This is a genomic window from Phormidesmis sp. 146-20 (genome assembly GCF_052939475.1).
Window position 1 is genome coordinate 24070 of record NZ_JBJPHT010000018.1, and the last position, 14620, is coordinate 38689.

Genomic DNA, 14620 nt, shown 5'->3' on the forward strand with positions numbered 1-14620 from the left:
GACAGCGACAGGTGGCAGGCGAGAGGGGGAATCAACCATTCCTCTGGCTAGTGAGCACAAACAACAGAGACGGTAACAGAGTCTATCAGAGGAGTGGGGTATGAATCGGCGATCGCGAATCCTTAATGCTTTTATTTTAGGAATACTCCTTAGCTCACTGGGCTGGCAGTTATTCGTCACCCCACCTCAGATCGCTCAGGCTCAGACCCCACCTCCCGATCAGCCTGCCGCCGACACCGCTCCCGATGCAGCGACTGAGATGCCACCTCCCAAGTCGCCCAATGTAGAACCCATACAGCCCCAGGAAGAAAATCCTCAGCCAGGAACCGTCAAACCAACAGAATTCATTCAGCCAGCTAAAGCGGGTCAGTATGTGTTGGAGTTTAATCGTAGCCCGATCGTGGGACATCGCCTCCGACTTCAAGGCATCTATGACGAAGCGCGACTACAGGTGACTCGCCCACAAAATTGGCAACCTAAATCCGCAAAAGTGATGCTGCGGTTTCGACATTCTCCAGCGTTGTATGCAACCCGATCGAATCTCACTGTTTTGGTCAACGGCACCAGTGTTGGAAGTGTGCCTCTCAATCGTAAAGAAGGTGAGTTAGCCGATGCGGTGTATGATGTGCCGACTCGCATTTTGCAGGACTACAACGAAATTGTAATTGCGGCTCTGCAAAACAACTCCCCCACCTGTACCCAAGATCCCTTTGATCCGTCATTGTGGACTGAGGTACTGCCTGATTCTAAACTGGTGTTTGACTTTGAGCCACAGCCCGTGGCGCTAGACTTTAACCGCTACCCCTACCCGCTCTATGACAAGCTCAGTCTAGAACCAAACCAGATTTCTTATCTGTTACCCGACCAGATGAATGAAACCTGGCTGACAACCACAGCGCGACTACAAGCCTCACTGGGACGACTGGCTCAATTTCGCCCGATCGAGACTCGCTTGTTAAAAGCCTCTGACCCCCTACAACCCAATGAAAAACTAGTCATTGTTGGAACACCCAAAGCGCAACCGATATTAACCAAGCTCAAAGCACCGATCGCTTTCAAAAATGGGCAAATTCTGGATCAAAAACAACAGCCCCTTCCTGCCGATGTCGGTGTTTTGTTCTGGACTAAAGTAGAAACCGAAAAGCTGGTTTTAGTCGCAACGGGCAATGGGGAAGCAGGGGTTGCTAAAGCCGTACAGTTTTTGATTCAAGCCCGCGATCGTCAACTAGGAACTGGACAAACCCTGATCATTCAGACAGTAGACGAAGTGCCCACGCCGCCCCTACGAGAATGGCCCGCCTACTTGCCAACGACGAATTCTTTTAACCTGAGTGATCTTCGAGATTTTGACAACAAACCATTCTCAGATGTCACTGTGCGCGGGGCTGAAGCGCCTCCGATTGAAATCGATTTTCGCGCCTTACCGGACGATCGCTTTAAGCCAGGCAATGTAGTAGATTTGCGTTTTAGCTATAGTCCCCAGGTCAACCCACTCACCTCCATGATGGAAGTGCAACTGGATGGAGTTGCTGTGCAGGGTAATCGCCTTGACTCTGACCAAGGAGCCGTGCGGCAAACCATGCGCTTAACGCTACCAGAAGATCGCATCAAGCCATTTTCTAAGCTTCAGGTGCGGTTTCAACTTGATCCTCGTGAACGGCGATCGTGCAATCGTGCGACCGATCAACAACTGTGGGCGACCCTTCACAACGACACTCACTTTGACCTCAAACGCGACACCCTGGCCCAAGTTCCTGATCTGCAACTGTTGCAATATGGGTTTCCCTTTGCGGCTCCGCAGGATTTGTCTCGCACGGCGATCGTAGTCCCCGAAAACCCTACGTCTGCCGATCTGTTGTTAATGCTAGAACTGTCCGAACGACTAGGCCGCATCAGTCGGGCTGAATCCGTCAAATTGGATGTGTACCAGGGCAAATTACCCAACCCGATTCGCAACGATCGCCATCTCATCGCTCTTGGCACCCGAAACAACCTTCCTCTCACCCAAGGCTTTGAATCCGGAGGGTTTAACTTAAAAGCACTCTTCTCGCGCCAGCTTAACGAGGCACAACTCCAAACCTTGTCTGACGAACAGGGCGTAATCAAAGAAATTGTCTCACCCTGGAACGCCGATCGTGTCTTACTCACCTTAAGCGGACAAACAGACAAAGGATTAGCACAGGTGCGCGATTTACTCAGCCGCGACGATTTGTTTTATCAACTCAAAAACGACACGGTATTAATTAAAGCCAATACCGCAAATCCCTCGCCCTACGATCCCCAAGCCTACAGCCTGGAGTTTTTACAAAACGCTCGCCAAACCCGCGAACTCACCGACGCGAATGTATTTGGACAACTCTGGCGATCGCTCTGGAACAATTGGTTCACCATTGCTCCCTTTACTATCGTTGCCTCACTTCTCCTCTACGCCATTTTCCAATCCTATCTGAAACGTTTTAGCCAACCTACAGTCGATTCAGAACTAGAAAAACCTGTCAGGCGGAAGCGTTAATAGTAGATTTGTCGCCCAGTCATTCAGTGTTTCAGTTGATTTAATTCAAGATTCAAAGCCCCATGATTCTCCTAGCGCCCATGCTCTCCAACTTACCAAAATTGAGAATAGACGGTTTATTAAGCTGGCTAGTCGATCACTTGCCTGATGCTGCAAACCATCTTTTAAAAGGATTGGGACGACGGCAAACGCTGATGTTGTTGGGGGCTGGGTTGTGGCTTTGTTTGCCACTGCTAACAATCCGTCTGGCTAGTTGGGAGCAGGGTGTCTTGGCAGTCATCCTTGTCGCAGTCGGCGCGATCGTGTTGCGTTGGGAGGAACAATCTGCCGATCGCCATCACAGCGAACAGTTGCACTTATTTCTACTGACCATCAGCGCCCTCACAACGGGACGGTATTTTTATTACCGCACCAACTACACCATTAACTTTGATGGTTGGCTCAACACCCTATTTTCGGTGCTGTTATACATTGCAGAAATGTATGCGGTTGGGACGCTGTTTCTGTCTTACTTTCAAACCTTAAAAAGTAAAGATCGCCAGCCCATTCCTCTATCCAGTCTCACACCAGAACAGCTTTTGACCGTAGATGTCTACATCCCAACCTACAGCGAAGACGTTGAGATCGTTCGCAAAACGGTACTGGGGGCCCTGGCGATCGAGTATCCGATGGCTAAAAAACAGGTCTACATTCTGGATGATGGGCGAGCCGAAAAATTTGCGAACCGCCGTGAAGCCTTGAGACAACTCTGCGAAGAACTCGACTGTATTCTGCTAACTCGCGATGACAACAACCACGCCAAAGCAGGCAACATCAACACGGCTTTACCAAGAACCCACGGTGACTTAGTTCTGATTTTGGACTGTGACCACATTCCCGCACGGGGCTTTTTGCAGCATACGGTAGGCTTTTTCACCAATCCCAAAGTAGCGCTGGTACAAACCCCTCATTGGTTCTACAATCCTGACCCGTTTGAACGAAATCTACTCACCGCAGGTCAGGTTCCCGTTGGTAATGAATTGTTCTACAAGGTGCTGCAAAAGGGCAATGATTACTGGAATGCGGCCTTCTTTTGTGGCTCGGCTGCGGTGATTCGGCGGGAGTATTTGTTAGAGATTGGCGGGATTGCAACCGAAACCGTTACAGAAGATTGTCACACCTCGCTGCGCTTACACTCCCTCGGCTATGAGACGGTCTACTACGACAAAATTATGGTGGCAGGGTTAGCCCCCGAAACATTCTCAGCCTATGTGGGACAACAAGTTCGCTGGGCGCGGGGCATGGCGCAAATTTTACGGTTAGAAAATCCGCTCTTTAATCGCAAGCTCAATCTACGTCTAGCACAGCGAATCTGCTACTTTAGTGCAACCTCTCACTTTTTCTTTGGGTTTCCGCGCTTGATGTATGTAGTTGCACCAACGCTTTACCTGCTGTTGGGGGTCAATCCTGTCAAAGGACTGGGCGTTGAAACGCTGTTTTATGCCTTACCTCACATCATTCTATCGATGCAGACAAATCACATTCCTTATAAGCATGTACGCTTTTCGTTTTGGAATGAAATCTATGAGTTTGCGCTATCTTTCCAGGCGGGCATTGTTACGCTGTTGGCGCTCGTTAATCCTAAATTGGGAAGTTTTAACGTGACCGACAAAGGCTTAACCGTCAGCAAGCGTAGCTTTGATTTAGAAAGTGTGCGGTATCTTGTGATTTTAGGAACGTTGACTGCTGCATCTTTGTTAGCGGTGCCTTTTTGGTTGATGTTAAGTCCCGGTGAGGCGCAGGCTGTGCTGATCAATGCCTTTTGGTGCATTTTTAATCTGCTATTAGTAGTCGCCGCCTGCTTGGTAGCCTTTGAACAACCTCAACTGCGGCAATCTCACCGTCTACCTCGCGAGTTGACTGCAATCATTCACAGCAGCGACCAAAGTTGGACAGGTAAGACCGTAAACATTAGCGAAACGGGGTGTCAAATTATGTTGGATGTTTGGCCCAATACTCACGACGAAGTGCGGGTAGAGTTAATCGGGGATTGGGGTGCCAGAGCGCTGTTAAATGCTCAAATTATTCGGGGAACTGCAACCAGTCGGCTCCAGGCTTTGTTAGCCGTGAGGTTTATCAATCCTAGCCGTACCCAACTAGACGATTTGATTGTAGTACTCTACTCAGATGTTCAACAATGGTATTCTCAGCAACGTCTAGAACGTGATCACCATCTACGATCGCTCAAGTTTATCACCACCAGCATCATCAGAGTCTTTCGAGAACTGCAACCAGAAGCAGGGATGAAAGTTCGCCAGCAGATGCAGCTACCAGCGCAGGTTTCCTGGGAGGGCTGGGGCGATCAGATTCCCTGGGTGAAGATTACAGCAATGGGAGCTAGAGAGGTGCGTCTGGAAATGGATAACTACCCCTGGTTAAAGCTGGCGCTAATCCAACAAACAAAACCTTTGCTGGGTCTGTTGATTGCGACAAGCGAAACACAATATACGCCACAGAGTTTAGTAGCGCAGGTGCAAACGATCGGATTTTTGCCCCAAACCATCAGCCGCAATTCGAGTCCGAGTTCAGTGGTCACCCGCGATCGCATTGTTCTAGAACTAATTTTTCCAGACTCACTCCACCGCCAACAGTCTGACAAGATTAAGCAACTGCTGCGCTCCCTAAATCCCTCCGATTAAGGCTGAGAGGATGCCTTAAAGGTCATATTGCTGGTAGCAGAACAAGTTACATCCCCCCTAGCCTCCTTAAGAAGGGGGACACAAAGTTAGAGTTGTGCATTGTAAGAATTACCTGTTGATAAGTTTTAGAAATTTCATAAAACTAACTTGAGCCTACTTTGAAAGCCAAGAAGAACTAATTTATAGATGTATCTTGATGACATTCTCAAGAAAAAAGATGTATCTCTACATGAGTATTTGTAAGCGAGTTGTTTAAATTAAGACATAGCTAATTCACTTTACGGATTGAACTCTAATCACTCAAGTCTTGAATTATCAAACTTAAGTTCCTTTGACAGCGCAGCAACACGAAATCGAGAGCAACAATGGCGGCTTCCCTTACGGGTCAGCAATTCAAGACACTAGTGACTTAAAGTACATCTAAAATTCATCGATAAAGCTCATTCAGAAATCTATCGTTTCAGGTGCTAACAAGTGATAAAACCACTGCTTCTTAGAATTTTATTTCTGCGTCAAGCTCCTCTTTAATACTCATTATTTTCCTGTGTTAACCCTGGAAGGAGTAGCAAGAGGTTTACTCTACTAGGTTTGATTTAAATTTAATGTAAAGTCAGCTTTAAAGGTATAGCAATTGATCCCATTTATCCATATTATGAGGTCTTAATAGGGTGATGTTTAAGAGATAGTTACTAGCTTTTGAGATTGCTTATTCAGTCCGCAATCCTCGCAGTAACCTTTTTAGTAAATAGGTCAGCTTAATTAAACTGATTAACATAGCTCCTGGTTATCGTCTTCCCTCTTCTCAATGGAGACTACAGGATTTCCTATTTGATTCAGTGATTTGATCCAGTGATTTGATTCAGTGATTTGCGCGATATCATCACAAAAAGCAGAACAATGATGAACACCCTGTCTACAGTGGAACAGCAACCTTTTCAACGACTACATCCACTTAGTTTGTTAGCTCAATTAATTAGCCGCCACTCCAGTGGTTGTCTCCGGGTTGTAGATGGATCAACGGATTGGCTCATCTACCTAGATCAAGGGTGGCTAACCTACGCCTCTAGTTCCGTCGATCCATTTGAGCGGCTCGATCGCCATCTCCGTCACCTCAGTCGTCAGATTCCAGGGTTAGTGAGTGCAGTCCGGGTGCAGGTGCGAGTGTTGTTTGAAACCAATCCTGAGCATCGACTCACCCCCAATGCCGACTTTCAAGCGATCCGCTGGTTAGTTGAACAACATTATCTCAACCTGGCTCAAGCTACCGCCTTGATCGAAGCGATCGCTAAAGAAGTCATCGAGTCTTTTTTGGTGATCAATGAAGGAAGCTACGAGGTCGTCGAGAAGCGTGAGTTTGCAGACTATCCAAATTTGTGCCAGCTTGACCTGCGATCGCTGGTCGAACATTGTCACAATCAACTCCGCGTCCGCCAGTTTAGACAGTCTCCCGCTGCGGTTCCTTCTCCACCCGTAGTAGAACGCTTACCTGAACCAACGTCTAGTAGCAGACAGCAAGAATTTTCGCGATCCTCGGCTCAGTTAAAGACTTTTAATCGCAATGGAGGAGCCGCTTCAGCAAGCAGTTCTAGAACTCGCCATACGATCGCTTGTATCGATGACAGCCCCACAATTTTACAGTCGATTAATTCATTTTTGGAGGAGGAAGAATTCTCGGTTTTAATGATCAATGACCCCGTTAAAGCCTTGATGCAAGTTGTGCGGAGTAGACCAGATTTGATCTTGCTTGACGTAGGAATGCCCAATCTGGACGGCTATGAGCTTTGTTCACTATTGCGGCGGCATCCCAACTGTAAGAATACCCCGATCGTCATGGTGACTGGCAATACCGGGTTTATCGATCGAGCGAAGGCCAAGTTAGTTGGGGCATCAGGGTACTTGACTAAACCTTTCACTCAAACCGAGTTGCTCAAAATGGTGTTCAAACATCTGACCTAAAACGAAGTTGTCCAAAGCGGGTTTCAACAATCCGCTGGCTACTTCTAAAAAGGGCAGTAATGGACAACTAATCCAACAAGAATACTGGCCGGATGGCTGGTTAAAAACTGCACTGTCTGTCGAAGTTCAAAGCTTTGCTAAACTGCTGCGTGTAGTTGGACACCGCAATTAGTCAAATCTCTAAGAATGGCAGGGCGATGCTTTCAGGAGAATGGTTCGTTATATGAGTTTGACCCTAATGAGTACGGTTTTAATTGTTGAGGATACCCTCTCAGAAATGGAATTACTGAGCCATTATCTGCGGGAAGGGGGGTATACTGTCGTGGGAGCCTTAAGTGCCAAAGAAGCGCTCGACAAAGTAATAGAACTCAAGCCCGATGTGATTATTACCGATGTTGTGATGCCTGGGATGAGTGGCTTTGAACTCTGTCGAAGTTTGAAGAAACAGCCAGAAACCGCAAAGGTGCCCGTGATTATTTGTTCTTCTAAGTCCCAAGAGATCGATCGCCTGTGGGGAATGCGCCAGGGTGCTGACATCTACATTACCAAGCCCTTTACTCGCGAAGAGTTGATCCGCGCCGTTAAATCTTTAGGAGACTAGTCATGGCGGGCCTTTCAGCACTGACCGTCGCTGCTCAAAACCCTCAAAAAGTGTTGGGTGAAGCCTATCTTAAGTTTGAACTAACCCCTGACACCCCCGCCATTGTGTCGATGAAGTCGATTCAGGAAGTACTCGCGCTACCTGCTCAACGGTTGAGTGCCATGCCCAAGATGCCTGCTTGTATTCTGGGCTTGTTAAATCGGCGAAGTCACGTTCTCTGGGCGGTCGATCTGGCCAAGTTGTTAGGGATTGGTCGGCTAGATAGTCGGGCCCAACAGTATGATCTGATTCTGGTACGCTCAGGCGCTCAAGCGATCGCGCTAGCGGTGCATCGAGTCGAGGGCATGATTTGGTTACCGCCAGACGAGATTCAACCACCCCCCAGTCATGCTGCTACCCATTTGGTTGGCTACTTGCGGGGCTGTGTGCTTCAGGAACAACAATTGTTTTTGGCGTTAGATACTGAGGCAATTTTACAGTCTTCAGTTTTACATCAGCATTAGCTCACTGCTTGCCCCTGGCTCAATATCGTTTTCCTTGTTCAACAAGGCTTTAAGAACTGAGGTTCTGGACTAAAAATCAAAGGTTCACAGTCTCAGCTTCTCCGCCAATCTCAAGATTTTAGTTGACCTGTTGTTGATACTTGCCATTTCTCATTGTTCTCACTTAATCCGATTGCCCTATGGTTGACCAAATCGATGTTAGTAATCAGCGAATTCAGCAGACGACTCAACCTGTTTCCTCGCGCACCGGACTGCCCGATCTACAACCCGACGAATCGCGGACTCCGTTACCGAGCGATCGCTCCCCTGATCGGTTGATGCCACAGGTCGATTCTGAAATGGTTAATCCTCCCCGTTCTCGCTTAGTGCGGCGCTGGCAGAAAGTAGGGTTGGGCAATAAAGCGACACTTTTGGCGATTACCATTGGCGTGTTGCCTGTATTCAGTGTTGGGGCGATCGCGTTTACCTTGACAGACCACTCCTTGCGCCAACAAATTAGCGCCACCCGACAGGCTAATGCAGTCAAGCTATCTGATCAGGTCAATCGCTTTATGCTAGAGCGTTATGATGATGTGCAAGTTCTGGCTCAGTTACCTTTGTTGACGATTGAAAAAGTCCGAGAGAGTACCTCTTCTGAAGAAAAGCAGTCCGTACTCAATAAATTTGTAGAAGCCTCTGAGATCTATGAAAATGTAGCGGTACTCAACCTGAATGGGGATGCGATCGCACAGTCTAAAGGGCGCAATGTTCCTAATCAGAAAACTGAAGCCTACTTCCAGGCGGTACTACAGAGCGATACTCCCTACATTGAGAGCGTTGTTGCTAACCTCAGTCGCGACCCTGTGGTTTACCTGGCGGCTCCTGTGATGGATGCTGTGAGCGGTAAGACGATTGCGATCGTTCGCACTGTGATTCCTTTAAGTCGCTTAGGAGAGGTCGTTCAGCCCTATCTAACACAGGGACGAGAGTATAATCTTGCTGACTCGACTGGCAAGATTTTTGTGTCTTCCCGTAAAGAGAATTTGGGACGAGAAGCCCCGCAAACCACCCCCTCATTAGCCTCCTTGAGAGCAGCTAAAATTGCTAGTAGCGTTGTGAGCAACAATGGATCTGGGGCTGGAGAACTCGTGAGCTATAGTCCGCCCACAACCCTAGAAGGACTTCCTCCACTCGGTTGGGAAACCTGGTTGGTTGAGGATACCACTACCGTCTTTGCTCCCTTGTATCAACTGCTGATTGCGATCGGAGTCGGCACACTCCTTACAGCAGCAGTAGTCGGCGTGATAGCGGCTCTGCTTGCAAAACGGATGATCGAACCGATGTTGGTCGCGGCTAGTCGAGTAGAAAAGTTGGGACAAGGGGAATTAGACACTCGCCTGCCCGTCCAGGGACAAGACGAATTGGCAATGCTGGGGTTCAACATCAACCAGATGGCTAGTCAATTAAAACTGTTGTTAGACGAGCAGACACTAAATGCCCAACGCTCGCAGCGTCTAGGAAGCGTCATCGCCAACCTTCAACAAGCTGTCAGCTTTGATGACGTGTTAAAAACGGCTGTGAGAGATCTGCGGGGGGCGCTACAAGTCGATCGCGCGATCGTTTATTTGTTTGATAGTACCTGGCAAGGCAGCATTGTTGCCGAATCCGTTGCTTTTGGCTTTAACTCGACACTCAATGCCAACATTGCTGATCCTTGCTTTGCTCAAAACTATGTCGAGAAGTATCGGCAAGGCCGGGTTCAGGCGATCAACGACACTGACACCGCCCAACTCGATCCCTGTTATCGAACTCAACTCGACCTCTTTCAGATCAAAGCCAGTATCGTTGCTCCCATTATGGTGAATGCCCAATTAATTGGTCTGCTGGTAGTGCATCAGTGCTCTGTCCCGCGATCGTGGCACAATGCTGACCTCGATTTTATGCGTCAAGCGGCTGTACAGGTCGGTTTTGTACTCGAACAAGTAGAACTGTTTGGTCAACGCGAACAGGCCCGCCAAGCGGCAGCAGAGCGGCAGCACCAGCAGCAGGAACTACAAACTCAACTCTTGCAGCTATTAGAAGACATTGAAGGAGCTGCCCAGGGAGACCTCACCGTGCGGGCAGATGTGACAGCGGGTGACATTGGGATTGTGGCTGACTTCTTTAACGCGATCGTTGAAAGTCTCCGGCAGATTGTGACTCAGGTCAAGCAGTCTGCGGTGCAGGTCAACACTGCCCTCAACGACAATGAACAATCTATTCGCCATCTAGCCGACACATCGCTTAAGCAAGCCGAGGAGACGACTCAGACCTTAAATGCGGTGGAGCAGATGATGTCTTCTATTCAGTCAATTGCGGACAATGCTCGACGAGCTGCCGCCGTCACCCGCACTGCTTTCAACACCGCCGAAGCAGGAGGGGGAGCAATGGATTTGACAGTCCGCAACATTTTGGGTCTGCGGGAAACCATTGGCGAAACCACTAAAAAGGTGAAACGGTTGGGCGAATCGTCTCAACAAATTTCTAAAGTGGTGTCGCTGATCAACCAGATCGCGATGCAAACCAATCTACTGGCCATTAACGCTGGGATCGAGGCTGCTCGTGCAGGTGAAGATGGTCAGGGCTTTGCGGTGGTGGCCGAAGAAGTGGCTGATTTAGCGACCCGATCGGCTACTGCTACCCGCGAAATCGAACAGATTGTTGCGACGATTCAGCGAGAAACCAGCGAAGTTGTGCAAGCAATGGAACAAGGCACGACTCAGGTTGTAGAAGGGACGCGATCGGTAGAAAGCGCTAAACAAAGCTTAGAGAACATTGTCGGGGTTTCACGCGAACTTGATCAGCTAGTGCAGTCGATTTCTACCGCTACTGTCTCTCAGGTGCAAACCTCCAAAACTATCACCACTTTGATGGAAAAAATTGCTCACATTTCTGGCAACACCTCTAAGTCCTCTCTGGAGGTTTCTCACTCATTGCGGCAAACGGTCGAAGTTGCCCAGGCACTTCAAGCCTCTGTCGGCACATTCAAAATCAGCTAACTTAACTACCATCCTTGTAGAGGCGACTTCTTTGAGTTCTCCTTAAAAAACTACCGTGTACACACAAGTCGTGAATGGCTTCGTTAATCGCTTCGTTTCAGTCGGCTTCAGCCCCCTAAATCGGCAATGACTGACCAATCCACTTGTGTGTACACGGTAGCCCCTTAAAAAAAGGGGACATGGAATTAAAGTTGCACATCGCGTTAATTCATCAAAAAACGAGCATAAAAAACAATTGACGGTAAGTTTCCATCATAATTCACCCTGCCCCATTACTCCACGTCCCCAGACCCCTATGACACAGAATAAGGAACTTGAAATTCGTCACCAGTTCCTCGAGGAAGCTGAAGAGTACTTGAGCGTTTTGGATAGTTCTCTATTGGGATTGTCAAATCGGCGGGTCGATCCGCAGAAAATTAATGCTGCCCTGCGCGCCGCCCACTCTATCAAAGGGGGAGCCGGAATGATGGGGTTTCAGGTGCTGAGTACTCTGGCACATCGACTCGAAGATTCATTCAAAGTTTTGAAGGTAGATACCTCGCTCGAAATTGATCCGCCCCTTGAAAATCTTTTGCTCACCGCGATCGACCGACTGCGCTGGGTAGTCGCTTACGATCGACAGCATCAAGCGATCGAACCCCAGTGGGTTGCCGCTCAGATCGATCCCGTTTTTGAGCAATTACATCAACGCCTGGGTGATCCTCAAGATGAAAATGCGGCCTCTTTACTGTCACCAGAAGAGGGGCAAGATATTATCCCACTGCTGTTTGAAACTGAGGTTGAAAGCTGTTTGCAGCGCCTGGAGACAGTGTTAGATAATCCTGCTCATCCTGACCTGGCCGAAGAATTAGACATTGTAGTGCAAGAACTTGGTGGCCTCGGCGAAATGCTGCAACTACCCGCCTTTCTGGACTTGTGTACTACGGTTGCCCAAACACTCCAGACGCACCCCACTCACCTTGTATCCATTACTCAAGCAGCTTTACAGGCTTGGCGACGATCGCAGGCTCTTATCTTAGTCGGACAATCAGAACAGTTACCCACCACGCTAGATTGGATTCCACCAGCCCCTTTGCCCATCATCGTTACAGACAAGGAAGTTGCTCCGACTGTTGAGACTTTCTTCGTTAAAGAGATGACTGTAGAGGAGACCTTTCAAGAGGAAACGATTGTATGGGAGACGACGATCGCGAATTCCAAGCCTTTCGAGATTCCTCAGACCACCCCACCTGATCTAACTAGTTCCAACGCTGAGTTTGAACCTTTTGTGTTTGCGGTCGAATCTTTTGCAGAACCCGAACCTTCCCCGATCGTCGAGCCATCCGTAGACGAGGAGCCATTCGCCGCCCACTCGCCGCAGATCACCCATTACAAAATTCTAGATACTCAGCCTGATGCAACGCAGGGAGCCGACAACTCCGATAGCACGGTGCGAATTCCAGTTCGGCAACTCAATCAACTCAATGACTTGTTTGGGGAACTGACGATCGAGCGCAATGGCTTAAATCTTCACGTTAATCGGTTGCGCCATTTGAGCAAAGCGCTTCGCTCACGGATGCAAACATTAGAACAGATCAACGCCCAGATTCGCACTGCCTATGATCAGGGGCAAACCTTGAATCCAACCTTACCTCTCCTGAGTGGCTCACACAATGGCGATTATTCAACTAGTCGGGCAAGTAGCAGCCTTAATCATGCCGTTGCTAGTTTCAAATTTGATGCCTTAGAACTCGATCGCTACAACGATCTACACACGCTATCGCAACAGGTGATGGAAACGATCGTTCAGATTCAAGAAATCACCGATGACGTGGATTTGAGCCTGGATGACACCGAACAAACAACTCGTGTCCTTAACAAAACCGCCAAACAGCTACAAACAGGGCTAACCCAACTGCGAATGCGTCCCCTCGCGGATGTGGTCGATCGCTTTCCACGGGCACTCCGAGACCTCTCTTTGCAGTTTGGTAAACCCGTTGATCTAAAGGTGACTGGGGCTAATACTCTGATCGATCGCAATGTTCTAGAAGCCCTCAATGATCCGCTGATGCATCTATTGCGAAACGCCTTTGACCACGGTATCGAAGATTCAGCAACTCGTCGATCGCGGGGCAAAGGGGAGACTGGACAAATTGAAATTCATGCTTTACATCGGGGTAATCGTACCATTATTACAATCCGAGACGATGGTGAAGGCATTCCGATTCACAAAATCCGCGATCGAGCCGAGCAGATGGGACTCGATCCGACGCTACTAGATGCCGCCAGCGATGAAGAATTACTATCACTGATTTTTGAACCTGGCTTTAGTACCAACAGTCAAGTCACAACGCTCTCCGGTCGAGGGGTCGGTATGGATGTTGTGCGGAGCAATCTCAAAGATATTCGCGGGGAAATCAACGTGAATACTCAGGCCGGTGTCGGCACGACTTTCACGCTGTCGCTACCCTTTACCCTGTCTGTTGTTCGCATTTTACTAGCCGAAAGCAATGGGATGTTGCTGGCCTTTCCAACAGACATGATTCAGGAGATGTTTTTGCTAAAACCAGAGCAGATCATTTCTAGTGTTGGCAATGAACTGCTCAACTGGCAGGGTAAGCTAGTGCAACTGGTGCGACTAAACCACTGGCTAGACTTTAACTGTCCGCACCCTCCCCACAACTTTGAAACGCCCGCTACGATTCGCTCTGCTTGCGTTTTGATTGTGCAGCAAGGAAATCAACTAGCCGGGCTACAGGTCGATCGCTGTTGGGACGAGCAAGAGGTCACGATTCGGCGAGTCGAAGGGCTTTTACCCCTGCCTACTGGCTTTAGTAGCTGCACTATTTTGGGTGATGGTCGGGTTGTGCCTTTGGTCAATATTCCCGACCTGCTCAAGTGGATCGCCAGCTACGAGCGGTTTGGGGCAGACAGTCCGCTACCCGACTCGCCCAACCCCGTCCTTGAGCTGCCACCTATCTCGTCCACCCAGACCATCTTGATTGTGGATGATTCCATTCATGTCCGCCGCTTTCTGGCTTTGATGTTAGAGCGGGCAGGCTATCAAGTCGAACAAGCCAAAGATGGACAAGAGGCTTTGGAACGATTAAACACTGTGTCGGTGACCGCCGTGATCTGTGATGTAGAAATGCCTCGACTAGATGGCTTCGGCTTTCTAGCAAAACTAAAAGCCCATTCGCAGTTTAGTCACCTTCCAGTCGCGATGCTCACCTCTCGCAATGGCAACAAACATCGTCAACTCGCAACTCAATTGGGAGCCGTCGCTTACTTTACGAAGCCTTACAACGAACAGGATCTCCTCAATACCCTGACCCAAATAATCGCCGCCGCCCATTAGAGCGCCTCCCGACAGC

General features: G+C 48.8%; 8 protein-coding genes. All 8 read left to right on the forward strand.

The genetic code is table 11. The features are described 5' to 3' along the window. Positions 1-100: 100 nt before the first annotated feature. The 8 genes from ACKFKH_RS15830 to ACKFKH_RS15865 all read left to right on the forward strand — a co-directional run bounded on the left by ACKFKH_RS15830 (position 101) and on the right by ACKFKH_RS15865 (position 14604). On the forward strand, positions 101-2512 hold the full coding sequence (locus tag ACKFKH_RS15830; RefSeq protein WP_446859280.1) for a cellulose biosynthesis cyclic di-GMP-binding regulatory protein BcsB: 2412 nt from the start codon (positions 101-103) through the stop codon (positions 2510-2512). Between the two features lie 62 nt (positions 2513-2574). Further along, positions 2575-5190: a UDP-forming cellulose synthase catalytic subunit gene (gene bcsA / locus ACKFKH_RS15835; protein WP_446859281.1), complete on the forward strand. Its 2616-nt coding sequence runs from the start codon at positions 2575-2577 to the stop codon at positions 5188-5190. Between the two features lie 897 nt (positions 5191-6087). Beyond that, on the forward strand, positions 6088-7146 hold the full coding sequence (locus tag ACKFKH_RS15840) for a response regulator (RefSeq protein WP_446859282.1): 1059 nt from the start codon (positions 6088-6090) through the stop codon (positions 7144-7146). Positions 7147-7153: 7 nt separating this feature from the next. Continuing rightward, positions 7154-7318 (forward strand): hypothetical protein, encoded by a 165-nt coding sequence (locus ACKFKH_RS15845; protein ID WP_446859283.1) that lies wholly within the window; start codon positions 7154-7156, stop codon positions 7316-7318. 66 nt (positions 7319-7384) lie between these two features. After that, on the forward strand, positions 7385-7747 hold the full coding sequence (locus tag ACKFKH_RS15850) for a response regulator transcription factor (protein ID WP_446859350.1): 363 nt from the start codon (positions 7385-7387) through the stop codon (positions 7745-7747). A 2-nt stretch (positions 7748-7749) separates the two neighbouring features. Continuing rightward, entirely contained in the window at positions 7750-8250 is a 501-nt protein-coding gene (locus tag ACKFKH_RS15855) for a chemotaxis protein CheW (protein WP_446859284.1), read from the forward strand. Positions 8251-8429: 179 nt separating this feature from the next. Beyond that, positions 8430-11267, forward strand: a complete 2838-nt coding sequence (locus tag ACKFKH_RS15860; protein ID WP_446859285.1) for a methyl-accepting chemotaxis protein — start codon at positions 8430-8432, stop codon at positions 11265-11267. 295 nt (positions 11268-11562) lie between these two features. Next, positions 11563-14604, forward strand: coding sequence for a hybrid sensor histidine kinase/response regulator (locus tag ACKFKH_RS15865; RefSeq protein WP_446859286.1), 3042 nt, complete (start codon positions 11563-11565; stop codon positions 14602-14604). Positions 14605-14620 lie beyond the last annotated feature (16 nt).